Origin of the sequence: Sediminispirochaeta smaragdinae DSM 11293 (assembly GCF_000143985.1) — a bacterium.
In the GTDB taxonomy this organism is placed as follows: domain Bacteria; phylum Spirochaetota; class Spirochaetia; order DSM-16054; family Sediminispirochaetaceae; genus Sediminispirochaeta; species Sediminispirochaeta smaragdinae.
The window spans coordinates 2,432,674-2,457,644 of record NC_014364.1 but is presented as its reverse complement, the minus strand read 5'-3'; the positions used below and the strand labels follow the sequence as shown (position 1 = coordinate 2,457,644).

General features: G+C 50.0%; 25 protein-coding genes. 16 read left to right on the top strand and 9 right to left on the bottom strand.

All coding sequences use genetic code 11. The features are described from left to right. The first annotated feature begins 13 nt into the window (after window positions 1-13). From accC to SPIRS_RS11545, 6 genes are all read left to right on the top strand, one after another. The gene (accC, locus tag SPIRS_RS11570) at window positions 14-1,333 is read left to right on the top strand and encodes an acetyl-CoA carboxylase biotin carboxylase subunit (protein WP_013254873.1); all 1,320 of its coding nucleotides are present in this window, start codon (window positions 14-16) and stop codon (window positions 1,331-1,333) included. Then, window positions 1,333-2,256, top strand: a complete 924-nt coding sequence (gene accD, locus SPIRS_RS11565; RefSeq protein ID WP_013254872.1) for an acetyl-CoA carboxylase, carboxyltransferase subunit beta — start codon at window positions 1,333-1,335, stop codon at window positions 2,254-2,256. The genes accC and accD overlap by 1 nt, the downstream gene beginning before the upstream one ends. An 8-nt stretch (window positions 2,257-2,264) precedes the next feature. Next, window positions 2,265-3,260 carry an acetyl-CoA carboxylase carboxyltransferase subunit alpha gene (locus SPIRS_RS11560; protein ID WP_041866054.1) on the top strand — a complete coding sequence of 332 codons (996 nt, stop codon included), beginning with the start codon at window positions 2,265-2,267 and terminating at the stop codon, window positions 3,258-3,260. Window positions 3,261-3,347: 87 nt separating this feature from the next. Beyond that, window positions 3,348-3,872 (top strand): chemotaxis protein CheW, encoded by a 525-nt coding sequence (locus SPIRS_RS11555; RefSeq protein ID WP_013254870.1) that lies wholly within the window; start codon window positions 3,348-3,350, stop codon window positions 3,870-3,872. A gap of 35 nt (window positions 3,873-3,907) precedes the next feature. Beyond that, window positions 3,908-4,999: an AI-2E family transporter gene (locus SPIRS_RS11550; RefSeq protein WP_013254869.1), complete on the top strand. Its 1,092-nt coding sequence runs from the start codon at window positions 3,908-3,910 to the stop codon at window positions 4,997-4,999. A gap of 54 nt (window positions 5,000-5,053) precedes the next feature. Next, complete coding sequence (locus SPIRS_RS11545; protein ID WP_013254868.1) at window positions 5,054-5,860, top strand: HhH-GPD family protein; 807 nt, start codon at window positions 5,054-5,056, stop codon at window positions 5,858-5,860. On the opposite strand, the gene SPIRS_RS11540 is transcribed toward SPIRS_RS11545, so the two are convergent. Then, complete coding sequence (locus SPIRS_RS11540; protein WP_013254867.1) at window positions 5,842-7,689, bottom strand: phosphoglucomutase/phosphomannomutase alpha/beta/alpha domain I; 1,848 nt, start codon at window positions 7,687-7,689, stop codon at window positions 5,842-5,844. The genes SPIRS_RS11545 and SPIRS_RS11540 overlap by 19 nt on opposite strands. 106 nt (window positions 7,690-7,795) lie before the next feature. On the opposite strand from SPIRS_RS11540, the gene SPIRS_RS11535 reads away from it, so the two are divergent. From SPIRS_RS11535 to SPIRS_RS11520, 4 genes are read left to right on the top strand one after another with little or no spacing between them, the layout of a single operon-like run. After that, complete coding sequence (locus tag SPIRS_RS11535; RefSeq protein WP_013254866.1) at window positions 7,796-8,671, top strand: pyridoxamine kinase; 876 nt, start codon at window positions 7,796-7,798, stop codon at window positions 8,669-8,671. After that, window positions 8,655-9,500, top strand: coding sequence for an HAD hydrolase family protein (locus SPIRS_RS11530; protein WP_013254865.1), 846 nt, complete (start codon window positions 8,655-8,657; stop codon window positions 9,498-9,500). The genes SPIRS_RS11535 and SPIRS_RS11530 overlap by 17 nt, the downstream gene beginning before the upstream one ends. Beyond that, window positions 9,497-10,213, top strand: a complete 717-nt coding sequence (locus tag SPIRS_RS11525) for a 5'-methylthioadenosine/S-adenosylhomocysteine nucleosidase family protein (RefSeq protein ID WP_013254864.1) — start codon at window positions 9,497-9,499, stop codon at window positions 10,211-10,213. Before SPIRS_RS11530 ends, SPIRS_RS11525 begins: the two co-directional genes overlap by 4 nt. Window positions 10,214-10,246: 33 nt before the next feature. Continuing rightward, a complete protein-coding gene (locus tag SPIRS_RS11520; protein WP_013254863.1) occupies window positions 10,247-10,432 on the top strand; it encodes a hypothetical protein in 186 nt (61 codons plus the stop codon). A 104-nt stretch (window positions 10,433-10,536) separates the two neighbouring features. Here the strand turns inward: SPIRS_RS11520 and SPIRS_RS11515 are convergent, their stop codons facing one another. Continuing rightward, complete coding sequence (locus SPIRS_RS11515) at window positions 10,537-12,063, bottom strand: CapA family protein (RefSeq protein WP_013254862.1); 1,527 nt, start codon at window positions 12,061-12,063, stop codon at window positions 10,537-10,539. Beyond that, window positions 12,060-13,286 carry a YihY/virulence factor BrkB family protein gene (locus SPIRS_RS11510; protein WP_013254861.1) on the bottom strand — a complete coding sequence of 409 codons (1,227 nt, stop codon included), beginning with the start codon at window positions 13,284-13,286 and terminating at the stop codon, window positions 12,060-12,062. The genes SPIRS_RS11515 and SPIRS_RS11510 overlap by 4 nt, the downstream gene beginning before the upstream one ends. A gap of 252 nt (window positions 13,287-13,538) precedes the next feature. Here SPIRS_RS11510 and murC point away from each other — a divergent pair, with 252 nt between their 5' ends. From murC to SPIRS_RS11480, 6 genes are read left to right on the top strand one after another with little or no spacing between them, the layout of a single operon-like run. Continuing rightward, the gene (gene murC, locus SPIRS_RS11505) at window positions 13,539-14,984 is read left to right on the top strand and encodes a UDP-N-acetylmuramate--L-alanine ligase (RefSeq protein ID WP_041866299.1); all 1,446 of its coding nucleotides are present in this window, start codon (window positions 13,539-13,541) and stop codon (window positions 14,982-14,984) included. Beyond that, window positions 14,981-15,847 carry a YicC/YloC family endoribonuclease gene (locus tag SPIRS_RS11500; RefSeq protein WP_013254859.1) on the top strand — a complete coding sequence of 289 codons (867 nt, stop codon included), beginning with the start codon at window positions 14,981-14,983 and terminating at the stop codon, window positions 15,845-15,847. Before murC ends, SPIRS_RS11500 begins: the two co-directional genes overlap by 4 nt. Next, window positions 15,837-16,397, top strand: a complete 561-nt coding sequence (cmk, locus tag SPIRS_RS11495) for a (d)CMP kinase (RefSeq protein ID WP_013254858.1) — start codon at window positions 15,837-15,839, stop codon at window positions 16,395-16,397. Before SPIRS_RS11500 ends, cmk begins: the two co-directional genes overlap by 11 nt. Before the next feature lie 51 nt (window positions 16,398-16,448). Then, window positions 16,449-16,640, top strand: coding sequence for a DNA-directed RNA polymerase subunit omega (locus SPIRS_RS11490; protein ID WP_013254857.1), 192 nt, complete (start codon window positions 16,449-16,451; stop codon window positions 16,638-16,640). Continuing rightward, window positions 16,622-17,566, top strand: a complete 945-nt coding sequence (miaA, locus tag SPIRS_RS11485) for a tRNA (adenosine(37)-N6)-dimethylallyltransferase MiaA (RefSeq protein ID WP_322786007.1) — start codon at window positions 16,622-16,624, stop codon at window positions 17,564-17,566. The genes SPIRS_RS11490 and miaA overlap by 19 nt, the downstream gene beginning before the upstream one ends. 5 nt (window positions 17,567-17,571) lie before the next feature. Beyond that, window positions 17,572-18,558, top strand: a complete 987-nt coding sequence (locus tag SPIRS_RS11480; RefSeq protein ID WP_013254855.1) for a FecR family protein — start codon at window positions 17,572-17,574, stop codon at window positions 18,556-18,558. Here the strand turns inward: SPIRS_RS11480 and SPIRS_RS11475 are convergent. Genes SPIRS_RS11475 through SPIRS_RS11450 form a run of 6 tightly spaced genes read right to left on the bottom strand, consistent with a single transcriptional unit; the run spans window position 18,539 to window position 24,970 of the window. After that, the gene (locus tag SPIRS_RS11475) at window positions 18,539-19,996 is read right to left on the bottom strand and encodes a hypothetical protein (protein WP_013254854.1); all 1,458 of its coding nucleotides are present in this window, start codon (window positions 19,994-19,996) and stop codon (window positions 18,539-18,541) included. The genes SPIRS_RS11480 and SPIRS_RS11475 overlap by 20 nt on opposite strands. A gap of 13 nt (window positions 19,997-20,009) precedes the next feature. Further along, window positions 20,010-20,546, bottom strand: coding sequence for an AmmeMemoRadiSam system protein A (amrA, locus tag SPIRS_RS11470; RefSeq protein ID WP_013254853.1), 537 nt, complete (start codon window positions 20,544-20,546; stop codon window positions 20,010-20,012). Then, the gene (locus SPIRS_RS11465; protein ID WP_013254852.1) at window positions 20,543-21,994 is read right to left on the bottom strand and encodes an NFACT RNA binding domain-containing protein; all 1,452 of its coding nucleotides are present in this window, start codon (window positions 21,992-21,994) and stop codon (window positions 20,543-20,545) included. Before SPIRS_RS11465 ends, amrA begins: the two co-directional genes overlap by 4 nt. Further along, complete coding sequence (locus SPIRS_RS11460) at window positions 21,995-22,540, bottom strand: O-acetyl-ADP-ribose deacetylase (RefSeq protein WP_013254851.1); 546 nt, start codon at window positions 22,538-22,540, stop codon at window positions 21,995-21,997. Beyond that, a complete protein-coding gene (gene hisC, locus SPIRS_RS11455; protein ID WP_013254850.1) occupies window positions 22,537-23,631 on the bottom strand; it encodes a histidinol-phosphate transaminase in 1,095 nt (364 codons plus the stop codon). The genes SPIRS_RS11460 and hisC overlap by 4 nt, the downstream gene beginning before the upstream one ends. Window positions 23,632-23,635: 4 nt before the next feature. Then, on the bottom strand, window positions 23,636-24,970 hold the full coding sequence (locus SPIRS_RS11450) for a bifunctional folylpolyglutamate synthase/dihydrofolate synthase (RefSeq protein ID WP_013254849.1): 1,335 nt from the start codon (window positions 24,968-24,970) through the stop codon (window positions 23,636-23,638). Window position 24,971: the final 1 nt, after the last annotated feature.

The following is a 24,971-nucleotide window of genomic DNA, read 5'->3' as shown; positions in this document are numbered from 1 at the left end:
ACGGAGGAAGCCGATGATACATCGTTTACTCATTGCAAATCGGGGCGAAATAGCCGTTCGGGTTATTCGAAGTTGCAGAGAGCTCGGTATAGAGGCCGTTGCCGTCTATTCTGAGGCCGATAAGGATTCTCTTCATGTACGAATGGCGGACAGGGCTGTTTGTATAGGACAAGCCGATTCGAAAAGTAGTTATCTCAACAAAAGGAACCTGATAGCCGCGGCGGTAGCCAGTGGTTGTGATGCCGTACATCCCGGTGTCGGATTTCTCAGTGAAAATGCTGATTTTGCGGCCGACGTAGAAAAGGCGGGGCTCATATTTATCGGACCGCGGCCCGAAACGATTGCCTTTCTCGGTGATAAGGTCGCCGCGAAGCGTACCGCTCAGGAAGCAGGCCTTCCCGTAATTCCCGGCAGCGAAGGTGCCGTTGAGGATGCAGAGGCAGCCCTTTCCTTTGCCCGAAAGGTGGGTTTTCCGGTTATCGTAAAGGCTGCCAGCGGAGGGGGCGGAAAGGGAATGCGCATCGTTCGTGATGAATCGCAGCTTGCTTCCGCCATGAAGATTGCCGGCCATGAAGCGGAAACAGCCTTTTCCGACGGTACCCTCTATCTTGAGAAATATCTGGAAAATCCTCGTCATGTCGAGGTTCAGCTTCTCGGCGACGGAAAAGGGAACGTTGTTCATCTCGGCGAGCGAGATTGTTCGATGCAGCTCAGGCATCAAAAACTGGTTGAGGAGAGCCCCTCGCCCGGTATATCGCCCGCAATACGAGAAGATATGTGTAGCAACTCGGTTCGTCTCTTTGAAAAGCTCTCCTACAGGGGAGCCGGTACCATTGAATTCCTTTTCGATGGTGAAAACTATTACTTCATGGAGGTGAACGCCAGGGTACAGGTGGAACATCCAGTTAGTGAAATGGTGAGTGGTGTGGATATTATAAAGGCACAGATCCGTGGCGCTGTGGGGGAAGAGTTGGGGTTCAACCAAAGGGATATTACTATCAAAGGCTCTTCGATCGAATGCCGAATCAATGCACTGGCTCCGGGAACCGTTTCCTATTATCTTCCTCCCGGTGGAGTTTCCGTTCGGGTCGACAGCTTTCTTTATCCCGGCTACAAGGTTCCTCCCTATTACGATGCAATGGTTGCTAAGTTGATTGTCCACGGCTCCACTCGCCGAGAGGCGATCAACCGTATGCTTCGGGCTTTGGACGAGTTTGTAATCGATGGTCTTTCCGTGAACCTTGCAACCCAGAAGCGAATCGTATCCAGTCCGATCTTCCAAAGTGGTCGTTTCGGGACTTCGGCCCTGGAGACCATTCTTAAGGAGGTGTGATGAAATTCCTTGACGCGTTTAAGGGGCTGTTTTCGCCCGGAAAAGGAAGCGATAAGCGCAAAAACAGGGTCGAGCAGAAGCCCAGCGGAGGCGAAAAAAGCGGTGCCGTTCGAGATGAACGCAGCTTTGTAGAGAATCAGCACTCCTGTCCCAGCTGCCATCTTCACATCGAATTGGCGGATTTGAAAAAGAACCTCTTTGTCTGTCCCGGCTGCGGCCACCATTTTTCAGTCACGGCGTGGGAGAGAATCGAAATGCTTGCCGATCCCGATTCCTTTAGAGAGAGTGATGATGTTCTGGAAACAGCCGATCCTCTTGCTTTTCCGGGATATGCAGAAAAACTAACGGCTTCGAGGCAAAAAGCAAAGATGAACGAGGCCATCGTCACCGGCGTTTGTTCCGTCAACTCCAGGGAACTTGCCCTTGGCGTTATGAGCTTTTCCTTTATGGGGGGAAGTATGGGCGCCGTTGTCGGAGAAAAAATAGTGCGGTTATGCTCTGTTGCGGTTCAGCGACAAATTCCTCTTTTACTTTTTACCGCTTCCGGGGGAGCAAGAATGCAAGAGGGGATCATCTCTCTGATGCAAATGGCAAGAACCAGTCATGCTGCTGCCCTTCTTGAAGAAAAGGGGCTTCCTTTTTTCATTGTCCTTACCCATCCGACCACAGGAGGAGTCACGGCCAGCTTTGCGATGTTGGGTAATGTCATCCTTGCCGAGCCCGGTGCCTTGATTGGCTTTGCTGGGCCACGGGTGATAGAATCGACTATACGCCAGAAACTTCCGGAGGGGTTTCAGCGTGCCGAATTCCAGGAGCAGAAAGGGTTTGTCGACCGAGTTTGTCCCCGTTCCAAGCTACGGAAGACCATAACTCTGTTGATCGATGCTCACCGTCCCTACGATTTGTCCCGTCAGAGCGGATGAGAGGATTCATGAAAAACAAAGCCTTTGAAAAGAAACTAAAGGAGCTCAAACGCCTTGCCGCGGAAGAGCATATGGGCGTGTTTGAAGAACTTTCCCGAATCGAAACCAAGTATCTTGGAAACGGCAGGCAGGGAAATGCCTGGGAACGGGTGGAGCTTGCACGAAATTCCTCCCGCCCGACCAGCCTCGACTACATAGAGATGCTCTTTGACGATTTTCTTGAATTAAAGGGAGATCGTTCGTCGGGAGATGATCCTGCTATGATCGGTGGAATTGGCTTTTTCAGCGGGAGGGCCGTTACTGTTGTCGGACACCAGAAAGGGAGAAATCTTAAGGAAAATCTTTACCGTAATTACGGTATGGCCAATCCGGAAGGCTATCGAAAGGCACTTCGTTTGATCAAGGAGGCTGAGAAATTCGGCAGACCTGTCATCACCTTTATTGATACGCCGGGAGCCTATCCCGGGCTTTCTTCCGAGGAGCGGGGAATAGGGGAGGCCATAGCCCGTAATCTGAAGGAGCTTAGTCGTGTCAGCGTTCCGATCATCTGTATTATCATAGGGGAAGGAGGCAGTGGAGGGGCTTTGGGGATCGGAGTAGGGGATGAGGTCTACATGCTGGAAAATGCGGTCTATTCCGTCATTACCCCTGAGGGGTGTGCTTCTATTCTTCTTCGGGACGCTTCAAAAGCGAAGCTGGCTGCAGAACTAATGAAAATGACTGCTTCCGATCTTTTGGATCTTGGTGTGATCTCCGGCATTATTCCGGAAGGACCGGGAGGCGCCCACGAAAGCCCCGAGGCAACTGCCGCAAACATCCGCATTTTACTGGAACGACGAATTGATTACCTAACCCGACGAAACAGCTCCCGGCTGGTTTCCGATCGTTCGGCCCGGCTCCTTTCCATGGGAAGTATTGCCGGACGGAGTGGTGAGGCCTTTTCGATTCTTCAAAAGGAAAAGGGGGGAATACTTAATAGATTTTTCGGTCGGAAGAAGCGATAATTCCCATGGAATATTTTTGGGGCTCTTGCATCGGTGGGGGAATTTACACGATAGTATAAGGTACAGAAAGGAAACGGGGGAACGTATATGCAATTTCTTACCTTTATGCTATCCGAAGAAGTATATGGTGTTGAGGTTTCCAAAGTGAGGGAAGTTTTGGAAGTTATCGATATCACCAAGGTTCCCCGAATGCCACCCTTCATGCGTGGGGTTATCAATCTTCGCGGTGGGGTGGTGCCCGTTGTCGACCTCGCCATGAAGTTCGGGATGGATGCCATCGTCAATACCGTTAATACCTGTATCATTGTTCTCGAGGTTGAGGTGAACGGTGATCTTGTGGTTGTCGGGGCTCTGGCAGATTCCGTCAGGGAGGTAATTGAACTCGACCTCTCCCAAATAGAACCTGCCCCCCGTATTGGGACAACCCTCAACACCGAATTCATCGAAGGGATAGGAAAGCGTGACGATGAGTTCATTATCATCCTGACCATAGATCGGATCTTTTCTGTCTCCGAGATTACAGCGGTAAAAACCGGGGTACAAGAAGAAGAGGAAGAAGAAGAAGTTTCAGAGGAAGATGAGAAAATTTCCCAGACCGAGGAAGACGGGTAGGACAAAGTCCGTCTCGGTGCTATAGTTCCCATAGCATGAAAACACAGAATGCTATTGTTGGACTCCTTTTCATCATTGTCGTTATTATGGTTGGAGCCTTGTTAAAGGCTGCCGGAAATGTTCTGTTACCCTTGATCATTTCTGTCTTTTTGTCGTTTATCATCGCCCCTTTCATCAATTTTCTCAACAGGATGCATGTCCCAAGGTTTATTGCCATTTCTATCGTTGTTCTCTTTCTTTTGGGAGTGATGTTTCTCATCTTCCTTTTCATTCAGACAAGTGTAAACAGCTTTATTGCCGAATTCCCCAAGTATGCCGAACGTTTTCGTATTATCATACGTGAGCTGTTCCGTAATGTCGAGAACCGTTTTGGTCTTTCCTATGAGGAATTATTGGGGCAGATCAACTGGAACAGTGCCTTACGAGGATCTTTGGTAAAGGTTTCGGGAAATTTGATGAACTTTATCAGTAGATTCCTCATCGTTATGATTTTTCTGATCTTTCTTCTTCTCGAGAAGCCCTATTTTAAGAAAAAATTGCAGATGGCCTTTGAAGAGAAGACTGGAAAAAAGGTCGGAAATATGATTGAGCATATTAATCAACAGGTGGCCCGCTACCTTTCTTTAAAGTTTTTTCTTTCCCTGGCAACTGGCATAGCGGTCTGGTTTGCCTTAAAGATTATCGGCCTCGACTTTGCAGTGGTATGGGGAACCTTGGCGTTCTTGCTGAACTTTATCCCTTCCATCGGAAGCTCGTTCCATATGATCATTACGATCCTCATGGGAATCATTCAGTTTTACCCCTCACCTGGTAAGATTTTTGCCGTTGCTCTCTCTATGATTGGTATACAAGCGATCATCGGCCAGTTCCTGGATCCAAAGCTCCAGGGGCATCGACTCAATTTGAGTCCCTTCGTCATCCTTTTTAGCTTGGCTCTCTGGGGATGGATCTGGGGGGTAGTCGGCATGTTTCTTGCGGTTCCCATTACCGTAATCATACAGATTATCTGCCAGAATGTCCCCGGGCTCCGCTTTATTGCGGTCTTTATGGGTAGCGGAAAGAATAATACCAATGTTTCCGAAGATCAGCTTTTTACCCTCTACGACGGCGAAGATATGGGTAAATAGGGGAAATGCCTGTCGGGCTTTGCCGAGGCACCCTCGTTTTGGTATATTTCTGCCATGGAAAAGGATGATTTTCGCCGTCTTATCTACGAGTTCTACAAAAAAAACAGGCGCAGCTTTCCCTGGAGAGAAACAAACGATCCGTGGCTGATTCTGCTTTCCGAAATGATGCTTCAGCAGACCCAGACAAGCAGGGTTGCTACAAAATGGGAGAGCCTTGCCGGGCGTTTTCCCAATCCTCAGACTATGGCAGATGTTGAGCTTGCAGAGCTCCTTAGCCTGTGGAGCGGCCTTGGTTATAATAGACGGGCCCTTGCCCTCAAAAAGATTGCCGAACGTGTGGTTTCAACCGGTGGTTCTTTGCCGGATACCTACGACGGGCTCGTTGCGCTTCCGATGATCGGTCCCTACACGGCAAAGGCGGTGCTTGCCTTTGCCTACAACAGGCCGGTGGTTTTTATCGAAACGAATATCCGTAGAATCTTTATCCACCACTTTTTTCCTGACCAGGAGAAGGTAACGGACCGCCAGATCCTTCCCCTGGTGGAGGAAACCCTTGATCGAAAGGATCCTCGCAACTGGTATTATGCCTTAATGGATTATGGTTCGGCCCTCCGTGGCGTTGAGAATCCGAACCGAAGAAGTGCACATTACAGCAGGCAATCGACCTTTGAGGGCTCCGACAGGCAGAAAAGAGGCGCTCTGCTCCGCTTGCTGACGGCCTCCCAAGGCAGAGCCAGGAGCTGCGAGGAGCTTTCTACCGATATCAATGCCGATCCGGAGAAGACAATGCAGCTTCTTTCCGCCCTTGTCCGAGAGGGGTTCGTAGCGGAAAGCCCCGAGGGCTATCGAATACCTTCGTAGGCACGAAGGATCATGGAACGCTGCCACGCTAAAAGATACTCTTCGCGCTCCTTGTCGTCTCCCCTGCAGTCTGCAAGGATACGAAAAAGGGGCTCAGTTCCCGAACCGCGCATCCAAATGTAGTCACTCACCAATCCGTCCGCCCCGAAAAACACAAGCTTCAGGCCTCCTGTCATCTTACTGCTTCGCCCCGCTTCGCCCCGCTCCTTCCGTTCATACGTGGCTTCATATTGGCGTTCCTCCCATGCCACGATACCAAAGCGTTCGGCAAGTTCTTGTTTCCTTGTCTCCCATTGGGATAGAAACTCTTCTTCCCATGCCCGTTTTAGCGCACCGTGGTCGAAATTTCCGAGGCGAAGGATGGCCCGTTTTTCATAGGCGCTGGTGGTGGTATAGGTTGGAAGGCTCGCAATGATATCCGAAAGTGTGAAATCTTCTCTATACAGCTCTTGCCTGCCGGAGGCACGGAGCCAACGTCGAAAAAGCCCGGGGTTCTCATCCCTATCACGTATGAGCAAAAGTTTGAGAACCGCAAAAACGGTGCAAAGGGGGTCTCTCACCGCCGAGGGATGGGTTATATTTCCACCGTTGCTTCCCTCACCGAGGATGGGAATCGTATAGCCCGCTTTGCGTTTTTCCCTGGCAAGGTTTACGGCATTGGCCTCCCCAACCTCGGCGCGGAAGGTTTCAGCCCCGAAGGCATTTGCAATGGAATCGATGCGCATAGAGGTCGGGCCGTTTACGACAACGGCAAGCTTTGCCGAAGGTGACCTGTCCGATGTCCTCGCTTCCAGCCACCTTGTATAGGCCAGCTCCGAGAGAACGGCAAGGGCAAACACCTCCTGCGCCTCAAGGGCCCTGCATTTCCCATCTTTTCCAGCAAAAACAAGGTTCCCTCTATCACCATCATTGTCTGGAACATAAGCAATTGCAAACTCGGCCCGTTGTGCGTGTAATTCCTGAAGAAGTTTCCGCGCAGGATCAAGGCTTTCGCCTTCAGGAACAATCCTATGCTCGATGACCCCCACCTTATCTCCGGCAAAAAAGAGGGAAGCCCCTGCCTCGGATAGAATTTTCTTGTCGATCGAAAGGGCTCTGGCACTTCCATTCAGCTCTCCCAGAACGCCGACCGGATAGGTTTCGGCCTGGGAAGCGAACAGATTGAATATCTTATCGGCTTCCTGATCGCTGGAGCTCCCGGTGACCGTTCTGCGGAGAAAACGATGGTAGCAATCAAGGGCTTGTTTCTTAAAAAAGGAAGCCTTGGCAAGTTGCGAACGTACCCTTTCCTCGTCGCGGCTTTCGCTTCGGGCGATAGCCGCTAAGGCTTGTTCCCTATCGTCAAGCAGTTGTTTAAAAAGGAGAATAAGCCTTGATGCCTGTTCTCCGTCGAGGACACCTCCGGTAGCCAGTCCGAATTTTATGCCGTTGTGTCCGATGGGGTTGTGGCTGGCGGAAATATAGACAAAGGCATCTACCTGAGAATCCTCCTTGGCCCAGGCCATCACTTCGGGAGCGGCGGAGATGCCGACGACTGCCACGCTATAGCCCGTGGCATCGAGGCATGCAACAACCTGCCCCATGATTGCAGGACCCGTGGGCCTCGAATCTGTAGCGACTGCTATGGTCGCAGCATTGGGAGACAGGCCTTCCTCTGTAAGAAACCGGCAGAAAGCAGCAATCATGACGGCAACAAGCGCCTTGTCCTCCGGTAAAAGCCTGGGGGAAGCATCCTCCTCCTCTCCTGTTGCGGCAAAAATCTTTCTCCATCCGCTTGCGGAAAGAATAAGAGGGCGTGCTGATGTAAGCAGTTGTTCGTAATCAATCATGAAAAGGTTCTACCATGCGAGGCCAATTAGGACAAGAAGTAGGGAATCTGCCCTTTTGCAAAAGAGGTATGGAACATGGTATTCTTTTCGAATAGGGAGGCAATACATGAAGAATCCTGTACCGCGGGTGGCTGCCATCCATGATCTCTCGGGTTTCGGACGCTCAAGTCTTACCATCGTCAGCCCAATACTATCTACTATGGGGGTGCAGGTCTGTCCCTTGCCAACGGCCCTGCTTTCGACCCAGACGAGTGGCTTTGAAAATTACGCCTTCTTTGATTTGACCCACCAGATGGTCGAGATTATCAAGCATTGGAAAAGCCTTGATATCGATTTTCAGGCCATATACTCGGGCTTTCTCGGAAGTGAAAAGCAGGTGGAGGTTGTATCGGATTTTATTGTCTCGTTTCGTGGTGAAGATACGATTATCCTTGTCGACCCGGTCATGGGGGACGACGGTGCGACCTATGCTCCGATAGGCCCCGGCCTGGTATCCAGAATGAGGCAATTGGTTGGGAAAGCTGATATTATTACTCCCAATTTTACTGAGGCCATGCTCCTGCTGGATGAAACCTATCGTGAGAAAACCGACCTGAAAGCGGTTAAGGGCTATCTTCGACGCCTTTCAGATATGGGGCCCCGGCAGGTAATCATTACCAGCGTTCGGACCGACGATACACCGCAGCTCTCCACTGTCGTTGCCTACGATAGGGAGGACGGCCGATTTTGGAAGGTTGATTGCAGCTATATTCCGGCCTTCTATCCGGGAACCGGGGATATTTTTGCGAGCGTCGTGGTGGGAAGCATACTGCAGGGAGATAGTCTGCCGATAGCCCTGGATAGGGCCGTACAGTTTATCTCTGTTGCCATTCGTGCAACCTTTGGTTACAAGATTCCGAACAGGGAAGGGGTTTTGCTGGAGCGGGTCCTCGGCAACCTTAACATTCCCATAGTGACGGGCAGCTATGAGCTCATCGAATAGATCGCTTATCGCCCTGGACTTCGACGGAACCATGGCGGTCGGCGGCAACCCCGTTGCCTCGGTTGTCAAACTCCTCGAATGTGGATTGCCTCGTGATGTGGTCCGAGTGGTGGCAACGGGGCGAAGTCTTGCAAGTATCCGGGAAAGCTGGCCGGAGCCCTGGCCCCTGGATTATCTTATCTTCTCTTCCGGAGCAGGCCTCTACGATTGTTCAAGCAGGAGGCTTTGCTGGAAACGTCATCTGAAAAAAAGTGAGACCGAATGGGGCTTACGGCTTCTCGAGGCCGAGGCAATCGACTACATGGTCCATTTCCCGATTCCCGATAATCATCGCTTCTTTTACCGACGTTTTGCAGGTCATCCCGACTTCGAACGAAGGATAGAGCGCTATCATACCTATGCCGTGGCAGGAGAGGGCCCTATCGAGCTACCCGGAGAGCTTACCCAGATTATCGCCATAGCTGATGAGGAGCGGATTTCCGACAAACTCCTTATGTCCCTTTCTTCACACTATTCGGTCATTCGTTCCACAAGCCCTCTGGATGGACGGTCATTCTGGCTTGAGCTCTTTTCCAAGGGGGTCGACAAGGGGAGCGGTCTGGCCTTGCTCTGCGATCGGCTGAAGATTGATCGGAAAGAGGTTCTGGCGGTGGGGAATGATTTCAACGACTTGCATATGCTGCGCTGGGCCGGAAGTGCTGCGGTGGTCGAAGGTTTTCCCTTATCACACGCATACCGGTTTCACACATTCCCTCCCGCTTCCGAGGGAGGCGCCGCATCGGCTGTCATGGAATGGCTGAGCTCGGGCAAGAGCCGGGGGACGGGATGATACTCTTGTTATCGCCCTTGCCGATGGAGCTCCATCCCCTGTTACAGCTCTTCCCCTTTCAGGAAACCGGAAATTGCCTCTTTGGAAAGGGCTACAGGACGATCATCAGCGACAATGAGCATGTTCTTATTGAAGCCTATACCACCGGGATGGGGAAGGTTCGCTCGGTCGCCACGACGGTTGCTATTCTCGAACGGTCGATCGCCGCAAAGCAAAAAATCGACTGCGCCGTTCTCTTGGGTATCGGCGGTGCAGCTGACAAGGAATCGATAGGGGATCTTCTCATTGCCTCTGATACGCTTCAGTGGGACCTCGAAGTCCAGCCTGGACGGGGAAAGAGCGGTATCTATCCCGACGGAGGAGGCATAGAGTACACCGACGAGAGGCTGAGCGGAGTGATCCATGCGGCTATGGCTCAGGCAGACCTTGCCGCGTTTTCGGGTACTTCATGCACAGGTGACCGTTTTCTGGCCAGCGAAAGGAGAGATGGTATCGCTTCTCCTGGTGTGATCGATATGGAGAGTGCCGCTGTCCTTACGGTACTTAACCGCTATTCTGTTCCTTCTGCCGTCCTTCGGCTTGTGAGTGATACGGTAACTCAGGGAAGGCCGAAAAATCTTCGCAATTTTATTGACGATAGGCTTCCCAATATCTGGAGAGCCGTTGTTTCCGGCGCCTTGACTTTTTCACAAGGTGACGATATAGTCCCTTAAACCAGGTATATTCAGCCTTTAAGGAGAAACAATATGTCGAAAGCACATCGTGGCAGTGGAATTCGGGAATTGATCAAAAGTGGTCGCGGTACATGTCCCCTCTGCAATCGAACCGGCATCAAACTGCTGTATGAAGTGGAGAAAGAGGGAAAGAAGATCAAGATCTGTAAGGAATGCAACAAGGCTGTTGCTCACGGAAAGGTTTCTCTTTCGGCATAACCTTTTCAATCTTCACAAAATCAAGATACAAGATATGAGTTTCAAACCACCGATGAGCTATTCGGTGGTTTTTTATTGCTGGTTGCTTTCCGGACTGGTTTCGCTTACTCTTCCACGTGCAGTTCTATAAAACGCTGTAACGCCTTTGCCTCATCCGGATCTTTTTTAACCCCTTTTCCGGATAAAACCGCAGGTATCGGCTCCACGTAGCAGATCTTCCCTTCCCGTATACCCACCCGGAGAATCATGGAATCGGTGGCCCACTTCATCTCTTCCATCCCCGGAAAAATAAAATTTCCCAGGCTGTAGGCGATGAGAGCTCCGTGATAGGCCTCCATCCCCTGAAGCACGTGGGGATGGCTTGCAACAACAAGGTCGGCTCCCAGGTCCACAAAAGAACGATAGAGTTCCCGATAATATGCGTCCGGTTTTCGGTGCCACTCCCACCCCCCGTGCACATAGAGCACATGAAATGCATCATCGTCAAAGGCCTCTTTGATGGCCTCCCTTGCCCCTCTGTCGACAAAAAGGATTCCCGGCTTATCATTCCCCGCAAAGGCAATATCTTTTCCGTTGAAGCCGTTGCGCTCCTGAGGATAGGCGCCGACGGACAGAATGGAAATTTCTTGATGTTCGAGCTCGGTTTTCCACGGGACGGCAGCAGCCTTAAAATTGCGTCCTGCACCGCTTGTGGCAAGATGAGAAGATTCGATGGCCTTCAGGGTATCCAGAAAGCCCTCCTTACCGAAATCCCAGATATGATTGTTGGTGATGGAAAGATAATCGAAGCCCGCCTTTTCCAGATAGGGAAGAACCTTTGGTGAAAAACGAAAGTTATAGCTTTTGGGTTCCGCTTTTCTATTTGCAGAGGCGAGGGTCCCCTCGAAATTTCCGGCACTAAGATGCGCGGATTGAAGGATGGGCAGGGTTGTATCGAAAACCTTATATAGGCCCCCGCTTTGGCTGAGAAGTGGCTCCACACCTCTGCTGAAGATCATATCACCTACAGAATCTATCCAGATCGTTTTTTCCGCAGCAGAGGGTTGCGATGCTGCTATCTTTTTTACCCAAGATTCCACAGCCTTGCGATGAGCGCGTAAGCGCTCATCTCTTTTTCCCTTGGTGATGAGAAACGAAACCTTTTGAAAGAAGCTCTCAGGTTTCGTCTCGGAAAGGGGATGAACCAAAAGCACGAGATAACGAATAAGGGGATAGCCGGGATCTCCCAGATAGCTCCCGTCGATGCTGAGGGCCCGACGCGGAAGACGGAGGTCCGTCGATTGGATCAGATCATCCGATTTCGATGCCGTCGCCTCTTTTGCCTCCTTTCTGGTAAGAGAAAAGCGGGAATCATGCAGTTCTGTTGTAAAAGCAAGCTCCTCTCTTCGAATAATCAAGGAATCCGGGGGGAGCTCTTGAAAGGGCTCTACATAGCGAAAGGAAAGTTTCGTCAGGGGTACATTCTCCGAATCGGAGGTCGTAATGGCAAAGGGGGCGGAAGATAGGAGCTCTTCAATCTTCTCATCGGTCAGGGAAGGCCCTTCCGCGACGATCGAAGAAGGAGGAAGGGTACAGGAGCTCAGGGATGTAACAAGGATCATGAGGGAAAAAAGCCTGTGTCCGTTTTTCACCTGACAGATTCCCCATCTCTATGTTCATTAAGATAATCCAGAACCGATGTTTCATTGAAGCTGGAACTTCCCGATTGTATAAACTGGGCAACGAGAGGATGTACCGCTCCAGCAGTCGCACCCTCTTCGTCGTAGGAAAATAGGCTTGCAATAAGTGACGACAACGTTACTCCTGAAAGATCTTTTCCCGGAAAGATAAGATGATGCGGCTGTACTTCGTAGATGAGGGAGGAGCGCGTGAGAGGTTCTATGGCGCGATAGAACGTACTCTGGTCCAAAGAGAATCGAAGAACCAGTTCATCGGTATCTATCGGACTTTTTCCCCTTAGGAAAGCCTCTGCACAGATAAAATAGATGCGAAGCGAAAGAGATACTGAAATGGCGGGATTATCCATTTTCCCGTCGAGAAAGGAGACCTCGGCGCTGTAGTGCTGATGAACGTAGGAAGCCTCAAGGGAGAAAAAAATGATCATCCATATGAGGTAGAGCCAGAATAGAAAGATAGGAATCGTTGCGATGGAACCGTAAATGATTGAGGCCCTGAGTATATAATTGGTACCCTTTACAAATCCGTATTTTGCCACTTCCCAGAGAATCGAGCCGATAAGAGCCCCAACGAGAGCGCTTTTTTTTCGAACGACACCGGTGGGAATAACATAGATCATGATAAGAAAGAGAAGAAAGGTAAAAAGATAGGGAGCAATGCGGAGGCCGATTTTTAGAAGCCAAAATAATTCTGGGACTCCCTTTATAATCTGGGTAGCTGTGTTCGTTAGGGTAAAACTAGCACCAAGAAAAATAGTTCCGAATACGATGATGGATGTGTAATTGGTAAAAAAAAGGAGAATACCTTTTTTGATTGGGCTTCCCCAGACCGCATTGAAGTTCACATTAATGCCGTTTAACAGGGAAACCGATGTGACTGCAAAGACCATGAAGCCTACGATACCAAGGGTATTCGCATTTTCCACGAAAACCTCGATGGTGCTGAGAATTTCCTGTTGGCGTGTGGGAAGTAGTTGGTTTATGAGAAAATTCTTAATCTGAGCTTCAGTGGAGGAAAATGCCCCGAAGGCGGTGGAGATACCGAAGACGGTGGCACTCAGGGGAACAAGGGCCAAAAGGGTGGAAAAGGCGAGTCCCGATGCCCTCAGGGTACAGGAATCTTTCAGAAACTCGCGTATAACCGTACGAATGGTGCGGTAGATTGATTTCCAATTCATGAAAAAACTGTATCAGAAAAAAGCGGCTCCGACCAGAGAAATGGTCGGAGCCAAAAGAGAGGAGGAGTGAAAGAAGCATGCGATCCTGGCCAACGGCCACGGTGCCTGTCGTTGTCGGTTTATCACCGTCATAAGGCGGTTCGTCCTGATAATTCCGACGCCCTTTCTGAAAATAGAAACAACACAGGGGGAGAATAGTTACACGTTTAATAGGCGGTTGCACATCTTTTTTTCAAAATGTATGATCCTATCATGCAACGAATATCACTGTGCGGGGATATATCCGGTCTTAAATTTCATTTGGTCGGCATAAAGGGTACCGGAATGGCCGCTCTCGCCGAACTTCTGCTAAGACAGGGTGCTATTGTTTCCGGTAGCGATACGGCCGAACACTTTTACACCGATGATGTTCTAAAACGACTTGGAATCCCCTTTTTCGAGGAGTTTCGCAAAGAAAATCTCCCAAAAGATGCGGCTGGGCTCATCTACTCCGCGGCCTACGATCCTGAGAAACATCCCGAGATCCTTGCCGCCTTTGGGCAAGGTATACCTGTTCTTTCCTATACTCAAGCGCTCGGATCAATCAGTGAAACCGTACCCTTTGCAGGTATTGCCGGTTCTCACGGAAAGACCACCACATCTGCCCTTGCCGGGGTGATGGCCAGAGCTGCCGCGCTTCCTGCCTTTGTCCTCGCCGGTTCCGCTGTTCCGGCTTTCGGCGGAGGCTCTATTTTTTTTGGCGGCGATTCGTTTTTTATCGCCGAAACCTGTGAATATCGACGTCATTTTCTCAGCTTTTATCCTCAATGGATCGTCCTGACCAGCGTCGAGGCCGATCATCTCGACTATTTCAGGGATATCGATGATATCATGAGCGCTTTTGTTGAATATGCTCTTCGTTTATCAAAGGGAGGCGTACTTATTTATTGTCACGATGACGAAGGGGCCTGTGAGGTCGCTCGAAGGCTCTCTGCAATACGGGAGGACGTGCGGTTGGTTCCCTACGGTATATCGGCTCCAGGGGATTATAGGATGACCGGCAGGTCGGTGAGGGACGAACGAAATCGGTTTACCGTCGCCTGTATCGATGGGGAATTTTCCCTGCGCATTCCCGGAGAACATATAGCCAAAGATGCGCTTGCGGCCTTTGCCTTGATTCGCGAAATGAGCGACAGGGAATCATTCGATACCTATGGGATGGAATCTGTTCGTCGGGAGCTGGAGGGCTTTTCGGGAAGCAAGCGACGCTCGGAAATCCTGGGAGAGGCAGGCGGTGTGCTGTTTCTCGATGATTACGGACATCATCCCACGGAGATCAGACGAACACTTGCCGGATTTCGTGAGTTTTATCCGGAACGGCGTATCGTGATCGATTTTATGAGCCACACCTATTCACGGACCGAAGCCTTGCTTGATCAGTTCGCCGAAGCGTTTACGGATGCCGATGAGGTCATCCTTCATGAAATCTACGCATCCGCCCGTGAAAAAAAAGGAAATGTCGACGGAAGAAGCCTCTTCGACCGGGTGAAACAACACTCCTCAGCGGTACGCTACTACGATCATCCTCTTGATGCCTTTGAACCTTTATCTCAAAGTTTGCGGCAGGGGGATCTGTTTGTAACGATGGGAGCCGGAAACAATTGGGAGCTGGGAAAGGCACTGTACAACCATTTTCTTCAAAGGAGCAATCAGCAATGAAAAGCATGACCGGCTATGGTTTTTCCGAGTTCAGCAACGATGCCTTGCAGCTTAGCGTTGAACTCAAATCCTGGAACAACAGATATCTTGATATTTCCGTCAACCTTCCTCCTTTCCTTTCTCCCCTTGAAAGCGACTTCCGTGATAGGATCAAGGCAAGGGCCGAACGAGGAAAGATTGAATTTTCTGTCCGTCTCAAGGAACTTCAAGAAGAGATCGAGGTCATTCCCGATCTCAAGGTTGCCGAGAGTTACATGGGAGCCTTGCGAACCCTTGCCGATACGCTTGGGGAGTCATCTTCTTCTTTGTTTCCTCTTTTGCTCAATATGGATGGCGTACTGAAGTCGGTGAAAAATCGGGATATCGAGCGCTACCGTCGTGTTATTATTCCCCTATTAGATGAGATCCTCGAATCTTTCGAACATTCCAGAGCAAGTGAGGGAACGGCGACAAAGGCCCATATCCTTTCCAATCTTGAACGGGTGAAAAAAGGACTGACTATAGTCAGATCCGGTGCAGCGGCACTTGAAAAAAAGCTCTACGATGCACTTCTTGAGCGATTCAAACAGCTTACCGACGGCACCTTTGATGAAAACAGAATACTATCGGAGGTTGCTGTTCTTTTGATGAAATATGGTGTTGCCGAAGAAATAAACAGGCTTGATACGCATATTGCCCATTTTGAAGCCATTGCCGGGCAACAGGGCGCTGTGGGGAAAAAGCTCGATTTTCTCTGCCAGGAAATGAACAGAGAGGTGAATACCATTGGTTCAAAGAATACGATAGCGGAAATTGGTCATGCCGTGGTAGAGATGAAAGAAGCTATTGAGAATATTAGGGAGCAGTTACGAAATGTCGAATAACAGCGATTCCTTTCTCTCTTTTCCAAAGGGGTTCGGCATTGCCGTCTCAGGGAAAAGTGGATGCGGTAACAGTACCGTCAGTGCCCTTTGTGCGGAAAAATTGGGCATCCAGTTGGTGAATTTCACCTTTCGGCAGCTTGCCGAGGAGCGGGGTGTCACCTTTGCCGAGCTTTGCAAAATGGCAGAGACGAATTTCGACATTGATCGCGAACTTGACAGACGTCAGGTCGAGATGGCGAAAGAGCGTCCGTCGGTATTGGGATCAAGACTTGCCATCTGGATGTTTAATTCGGCTCATCTGAAGGTCTACCTTTATGCTTCCTTGCTGGTTCGGGCCGAAAGAATTCTGCGCCGGGAGGGCGGAAGCCTGGAAAAGAATATAAAAGAGACTCATCAGCGTGATCAACGGGATCATGATCGCTACCTGAAAATTTACGATATAGACAACGATGACTACGAATTTGCCGATATGGTCATCAATGTTGAAAATCTTTTCCCTGAAGAGATAGCCAAGATGATTGTCGAGCGTGCTTTACAGACTCTTATATGATCGCTATAATAACAAAGATTAAGATAAACGCATTATACTCAGGAGATCTATATGCCATTTCCCCTTGATAAACTCATTAGCCATCAAGGCAATGTATATGAGCTTACGTCCGCCGCCATTAAAAGGGCGCGACAGATTACCATGACCGGTGATGAAAATCTCGAGAGGGAACATGAGAAGGTTGTTACCTATGCCATGGGACAGATACTTGAGGAAAAGGTGAAATATCGCCTGGAGGAGTAGTTCCTATCTCGATCGATGCCATTCCTCTGGTATTCCTTTTCGGACCTACAGGGGTAGGAAAGACGGATCTGCTCGCCTCTACCTTTTCCCGCGGTTTTGAAGTAATCAGTGCAGATTCGATGCAGGTGTATCGTCGTTTTTCAATCGGAACGGCGAAACCTGATAGGGATCTGCTTGATAGGCTTCCCCATTATTTAATCGATATCATCGATCCTATTCTTCCCTTTAGCGCCGGTGATTTTGTCCGTCTCGCCGATGAGGCTGTTTCGAAGATCCTGGAAAATGGGCATATCCCCCTTATGAGCGGAGGAACGGCCTTCTATTTCCGAAGTTTCATGTTCGGTTTGCCCCAGTTACCGTCTGCAGATTCTAAGATTCGCGATGAGCTGGACCAAGAGTGTGCGGAAAAGGGACATGAGGCGCTTTATTGCGAGCTACAGCGTGTCGACCCTGAGCGAGCATCACAGCTTCATCCCAACGATCTTGTCCGTATCCAACGTTCTTTGGAGATTTTCCGCATTACGGGTAAGCCTCACTCTTCTTTTGCCCCTTCCATGGATCCCAGGGAGGGATACCGCTTCCTTTGTCTCGGCTTACGGCGTGATCGGCAGGAACTCTATGCAAGAATCAATCAGCGTGTCGATCTCATGTTTGATTATGGCCTTGAACAGGAGGTTGCAAGCCTCATCGCCGCTGGCTTCAATGCCAAGACCCCGGCCATGAAAGGGATCGGATATCGAGAGTTTTTTACCGATCCGGGAAATGAACGGGAGAGTATCAAACGAAACAGCCGAAGATATGCAAAGCGACAGATCACATTTTTCGCTTCCCTTCCGGATGTCCGGTGGTTTCATCCCGATGAACGCTCCAAGATTGAAGAATGTGTAAGAAATTTTCTCTTTGCCGAAAAATTGCCGATAGTATAACTGTTATGAGAAAAGAAGACCGAAAAAGAAACATCCTGATTCTTGTAATCTGCCTGGCATGGATGATGCCACCATGGACGGTATGGGGACAAGAAACGACTGCTGGAAATTCGACAGGAATCTCAGCAAGAGCCGGCTACATCGTTTTCTCCGACGGCGGAGGATTTGAGATCGTTCGAGATGGGCAAAAGCGCTACTATGACCCGTTGGTCGATTATGTCGAGGGGACCGAATTGCATTTCGGTGATTATATCAATACCTATGAGCATGCCTTTCTTGAGATTTTACTTGAACCGGGGGATCGTATTATAAAGGTTTCCGAACAAACGAGCTTTTCCATTCCGAAAGGAAGTAGTGCAGAGGATGTCGGTTCTCTTCGTCTTACCTACGGCAGGGTTCGCGCCAGGGTAACAAAGCTTGCGGGGGGACGCTCTTTTGAGGTGCAGGGACCATCGGCAACGGCTGGAGTCCGCGGAACGGACTTCGGTTTCGATGTCATAGCGGAGAAAACAGGCGATTCGCTTGAAGCGACAGCCAGAGGAGCGGTCTACTGTTTCGAGGGGGCCGTCGATGTTGTCTCGGCCGAGAGTCATGAAGAGCTTGTTCTTGATGCCGGTACCATGGTACTTCTCAACGAGACAACGACCGAAAAGGCTTCTCCCGAGGGGAGGATATTTTCTTCCGTGCTTCCAATCGATTCATCGAGAATTGATTATTGGCAGAAATATGAGTTTGTAACCGCCCTTGAAGCCGAAGATACAGATGAAACCGATGATTTTCTTGCACTCAATAAAGCAAAAGCACGGAAGCTTTCCGCTGTCAGCGGCATTACAGGAACACTTTTACTCGGTTCGGCGCTTTTCATTGCTCAGGACGACAATCTCTTCTCTGGTATGGACGACAGAGAAAAGATTTCAACAGGGCTTGCAGTTACCGGTGGATGGCTTGTCTCTACGGCGATCATCAGTGCTGTCATGGGCTTTGGCGACTAACATAGTCGAGGGCTTCCTGCCGTGATATCGGGGAGCTCTCGATGGGCGTTATCGTATTGATTTCCCATCTGCGGCTTTTCTTTTCGAGAGAAAGTTTTTCGTTTATTCTGCTTATCTTATAAGGTTCGGAACCCACGTCTTGTTCTTCTCCCGAGCTCGGTACCACCTGCAGATAGGAACTTTGAAACTGTGCCGTCTCCTCATCACGTGAAATCGGGGTGATAGCTACGGCTGCAACACCGTAGATTATTGCCCCCTCCTTGGGCTCTTTTGCTCCGGTGGAGAGCCACCTTTCGGCAGGTATGAGCACATCACTGCCTTCATATCCGAGGCGAACCCTTGTAATAACAAACAGCGTCGTTACCTCATCGACAAGATAGGAACCTGTGGACCCTTCCAGACAGGCATCGAGGGTCTCATGATCGAGGTTGTTCCTTGCCTGATAAAAATGCTCTACCACCTGCTCAGGAGGCAATCCGTCGGTAGGTCGAGCACGAAAAAGAAGATTCCCAATAAACGAGGCAAGGAAAAGAAAGACGGCAGCCGCCGAACCAATAATGATTAACCGCTTTTTGTGCCTTCGTAGGTATATCCTTCGTCGCAGAGGGGCAGATCTCTTTTCTTCAATGGTATGGGCTTCCTGCACATTTTCGTTTTTACGTGCAGCCTCTACCCCTGAGATCCCGAAATTCGCATCATCATTCTCAGTGTTCTCAATCGTTGCAAGTCTTGCGGGATATTCCTTGAGGGTCCGGCGAACCTCTTCGAGCTCATAGGAGCCGCGTTTCTTCAATGCAGCAGGAAGCGAAAGAGAGACATCCAGCAGATGAGATACGTCCTTTGAGAGTTCGGGCCGAATTGAATCGGGAAAGAGAGGGCCGGAGAGTTCGGCGCGCTCATAGGATGAGGAGAATTCCGTCGACGGAAAGGGATTAACCCCAAGAAGAAAGCGATAAAGGAAACAGGCTGACAAAAAGGCTGCATATTCGTTTTTCCATTCCGTCCGGGAAAGCCGGGAAGGGGGGATCTGGATTACCGGATATAAGGCGTCATCCTCGTCGCTGTTTGCCTCGGCCATCTCCCGTAAAAGCTGGGGAAGAACAAGAATTCCGGTAAGTCTGGAACCTTCATCCCGGGTATAAAAAAAACCGTGGCTCGTTTCGCTTGAGGCATAGAGAAAGGCATGATAAAGAAGGGCTGCCTTCTCATAGAGCGCATCCTTATCCGATACCGTTACGACCTCAACATCCATCGGATCGCCTTTTACATAGAGCATCCCATCAATTTCGATAAACCCATACCAGTTCCATTGATGTTTTTTCCCGTCCAGGTCGATGATTGTTCCGGAAGATCGTTCTTTTTGTACAATTTGATGGGAAGAAAGTGCTCCCCGTTTTGCAATGGGGATGAGAAGATGCTCAGCCGAGTGGGTGATCATAGATGCTCCTTTTTTAAGAAAACACTTGAGCCTGGAAGGTGAAGAAATGCATTCCTGATTCGGCCCATGCCATGGGCCGTAGTCCTGCTTTCAGGCAAAGGTGCGAAAGGGTTTGGTTGCGGTCCCATCCCTGTTCTTCTGCGACCTGAGGAAGGAACACGGCTGAGGCTCGACCATTATCGATAAGAATCCCGTCGTGCCCCGGATGAAAATCTTCAGGCCCCGCCACTTCCTTTAACGTGGTGAGTACAGATATTTCTATTTCAAGATCTCCGAGTTCGGCAAGAGTAAGGGCCGGAAATCGGGGATCCTCAAAAGCACTGGAACATGCGAGTTCTCTGATCGTTTCTCTCAAGGGAGCGATGGCCCTGATGTGCCCGATGCAGCCACGCAAGGCTCCGTTCCTGCGAAGAGTGACAAAGGCACCCCTCTTTCGTGCCAGTTGGGGAGAGTCGACAGGAAGAAACTGCGGTGCCCGATGTTCAAGGACGGCGGAGATCTGCTCTCGAACATCCTTTAGTAAAATATCCTGTTCCTTTTTTTCTATCATGGTTCCTTCTCCTTTCCGAGAAGTCTGTCAAGTCGACCTTGATCAAGTACTACCGAGAGATTTTTTTCTCTGGTAGGAATAACCAGCCCTGTTTTCCCGTGTTTGGCCCTCCGCAGATATTTGACCTGCGTGTAGTAAAGCTCTCCCTTTCCCCCGTTTTTTCCCTGAGAGAAGAAAAGTGCGAGATTTCCCGCATCAAGGAGGACATCCAGCGGAATGCTTTTACCAGGCATATTCTTGATGAAGACGTATGCTCCCGGAAAATCCCGTGCATGAAGCCAGTAATCGTTGCCCCGAACCGATGTTCGCAGTAATTGATCATTTTCCTTTGCACTTCGTCCGACAAGCAAGGTGAAAATTCCGCTAAAGAACCGAAGCCCCGATCCAGGGGCCTCACGTTCCGCCTCTTTGCTGTTTCTGCTTTTTTCACCCCGAAGAAAGTCGTTCAGAAACTCAATTACCTCTTCATCGGGGAGCTCTGCGGAAAGCTTGCGAGAAAACTCTTCGTAACGAATCAGTTCTCTGCGGGCCGATGCAAGATCTTGTTCAAGAAAACCTCGTTTCGTTTTTTCCTTTTTATAGCGCTGATAATAACGTGTTCCGTTTTCCGATGGAGAGCATGTCGGATCAAGGGGGATTTCGATGGTGATGTCAGGATCGGCAAAAGAGGAGCAGACAAATTTCTCCGCACCCTCCTCAATGAGGTGTATGTTGGACATGAGCAGGTCACCATACTCCCTGAGTCTCTCACTGGATGCGGATTCCGTCATTTGTTTCTCAAGGCTTCGGACTGCATTGCCGTAATGAATGATTCGTTTATCAAGGATTGCTTTTGCTCTTTTCTGTAGACGGAGCCTCTCTTCACCGATCTCCTGCTCATGGTAAACGGCTTCAATATAGCGATTGAACGGATAGGGCCCCTCGGTGGCTGGGTAGCTTCGCACCTCAAAACTACGCTCAGATTTTTGGGTACCGGAACGTGCGATGAGATCCTCTGGCCGATAACGTTCTCCCGACATCTCTTTTTTCGCAGGCCGTCGATAAAAGGCGTCAAGAATCACCCCATCTTCGTCGCATGCAATGATGTTACCTGCTCCACCCCATAAACGGACAAAAAGCCGGGTAGTCTCCCCACCTCGAAGAATGGTTATTTCGACAATACGCTCACGACCTATTTGCTTTGCTTCTACGATTTTTCCTCCGTTGATTCGAGAACGAAGGAACTGGGCGAAACGCTGAAGCCCGACCTCTTGCTTCCGCTTTTCGGTAAGAAGATGAAGCCGAGTTCTTCCCTGGGAAAGCGCCACCAAAAGAGCAAATCTATTTCCCGGTGCATAGCACCTAAGAATAAGAGAGGAAAAGTCGGGCTGCTCAATCTTCTGGACATGGCTTCCTGCGAGGGGAAGTTCGCTAAGGATACACGCTATCTCTTTCCAATTGAGCGACATTTAGATCTCCCGCAGAAAGAGCTCTGCATCCTCCCGTCCGAAAAAAAGAAGAAAAACGGTGTGGGGAAGCTGTTCATGGCGAAGAAAGTCCGTTACCGTATCATAGACGATGGAAGCGGCAAGTTTTTTTGGGAAACCATATACTCCGGTGGAAATCGCGGGAAAGGCCACACGTTCCACACCGCTATCGGCGGCAAGGCGAAGAGCGTTGCGATAAGCATTCGAAAGCGTTTCTTTCTCCCCCTGCTTTCCGCCGTGCCAGATTGGCCCGACGGTATGAATAACCTTTTGGGTCGGCAGTTTTCCAGCACCGGTGAGAACGGCCTCACCCGGGGGAAGCCCTCCGGGCAGCCTTTCTGATCTGATTCGTTTACATTCGGCAAGAATTTCAGGCCCACCCGCTCGGTGGATTGCTCCATCAACGCCCCCGCCTCCGAGAAGCGTCGAGTTTGCGGCGTTTACAATTGCATCGCCTTTGAAGGTGGTGATATCCCCGTGGCAGACGATAATCCGACCTTCTGCAAGGCTTTTGATCTCTTCGATCACCTTTTGCTTACTCCTGCGGTACAGGTAAGGTCTTTCATTAAAAGAAGAAGCCGTTCCATTTCACGATCCGTTCCTATGGTGATTCTAAGAAAATCCTCAATCCCCGGATGCCCGAAATGACGGACCAAGACACCCTTGCTTTTTAATTCGTGGTAGACAGCATCCCCGGATGCCCCGGGATATCGTGCAAAGATAAAATTTGCCTGACTGGGAAGTACTTCCCATCCCTCTTTGCGTATGGCCTCGGCAAACCACCTTCGAGTTGCCATAATCATATCACGAATTTTGTCGTAATAGACATCATCTTGGATGGCAATATCCGCTATTTTCTGGCTAAGACGATCCAGAGGGTAGCTGTTGAAGGAATCCTTTACCGCGGTAATTGTTTGTATGACCTCTTTACTTCCTATCGCGTATCCGACCCGGAGGCCCGCGAGGCAACGGCTTTTCGAACAGGTATGAACGACCAGCAGGTTGGGGAAGCGCTCAATCAGCCCGACGCTGGTTTCTGTTCCGAAATCGACATAGGCCTCATCAATGATGACAAGACGTTTACCTTCGGTGGCCTGAAGGAGGGTTTCGATCTCCTGCAGGGAAATAGCGATTCCCGTCGGAGCATTGGGATTGGGAATAACAATTCCGGCATACTCTTCCTTCATGCGCTCCAGGTAAAGCGAGATATCAACCGAAAAATCGGATGCCAGGGGTATTCGTTCATAGGGTTGGCCATAATAATCGCAATAAACGGGATAGAAGCTGTAGGTATGCTCGGGGAAAAGTACCGGACCATTTTCGGGGTCGAAAAAGCCGTACCAGGCAAAGCTCAATACCTCGTCCGAACCGTTGCCGACGAAGATCTGTTCGACCGGAAGTTCAAAACGAGCGGCGATGGTTGTCCGAAGGGCGAGCGAGCAGGGATCAGGATAGAGCCTAAGATCCTCCCATCTGTAGCGGCGAAGGGCATCCTCCACCGCCGGGGATGGAGGATAGGGATTTTCGTTGGTGTTCAGTTTCACATAGAGGCCCTGCTGTCCCGGCTGCTCTCCTGGAACATATGGGGTCAACTCTCGTGCTTTTCGGGATATTATCATGAAACTATCTTAACACGTTTACCTTTTCCTGGGTACTCTTGTGCACCACTCGAGAGCGTATTTCTCCGGCCATATAAAAGGAGCCAAGTACAAGAATCGGCCGTTTGCCACCGGCAAGCTTTTTTGCCGTCTCCAAGGCCTGTGTGGGATCTTCTTGTAAAATAACATCTTTATTGAAACGCCTGAAGATTTCTAAAAGTGCCTTGGGATCGCTTTTCTTGAAGGTCCCCGGGCGCGAAATGATAATATCATGGAAATGGGGGGCTATAAGAGCAGCCATGGCATCACTGCGTTTTCCACTGATCGATCCAAAGATAATGACCCCGTCGTCAAACATATTTCTGAAATTGGCTATGACTCTTCTCACCGAACTTTCCGTATGGGCGGCATCGACAATAATCAGGGGATCGGAGGAGATTGTTTCGATTCGCCCCGGGAGGGTCGCGGAGGCGAATCCGGAGAAGAGCGCCTCGCTGTCTGTTTCTACGGTACGCAAAACCAAATAGGCAAGGGCGGCGTTTTCGGCCTGGAAATCGCCTGTCATGGCTATCGAAAAATGCTTCTTCTCTTCTGCCCCTTCTATTTCCACTTCTGAACCATAGAGGCTGCAGCGGGAGCGAACTACAGGATATATTTCCGGAAGATAGTAAAACCGACTTCCCAGCTCTTTCGCCCGTTTTCGGAGAACTTCCAAAGCAGCGTCTTCTTGTTTGCTTGAGAAAACAGGTATACCCGGTTTGATGATCCCCGCCTTTTCGCCGGCGATTTTCTCTATGGTATCACCCAGAACATCGGCGTGTTCCATCTCTATCGGTGTAATGACAGATGCAATCGGAGTAACTACATTGGTCGCATCCAGTCGTCCTCCCAGGCCTGTTTCGAGAACGAAGCGATCACACCCTTCTTGCCGAAAAACGAGAAGGGCAAGAAGGGTAAGCAGTTCAAAGGCGGTCGGGCCGAAGGGGGATTGAAACTCTGGGTCGTCGATTGAATCCAGTAAATCCATGATGGTTTTTCCTGCCCGAAGATAGCTCTCTTCGGGAAAAAAGCTGCCGTTGCAGGTTATACGCTCACGATAGTTGCTGATATGAGGGGAGAGGTAATTCCCTGTTTTATAGCCAAGTGCCGAAAGCCCGGAGCCGATAAAGGCTGCCGTCGAGCCCTTTCCTTTGGAGCCTGCAATATGTATGATCTTTTTCCCTTCGTGAGGCATGCCTGCATGGGCAAGCAGCAACCTCATACGATCGAGCCGTTCGTGCCGCAATGCCGAGATCCGATTCTTTTCAAAATTGGTAAAGGTTTCAAAGTACGAGAAAAGTTGATCTACAGTTTGGAACATT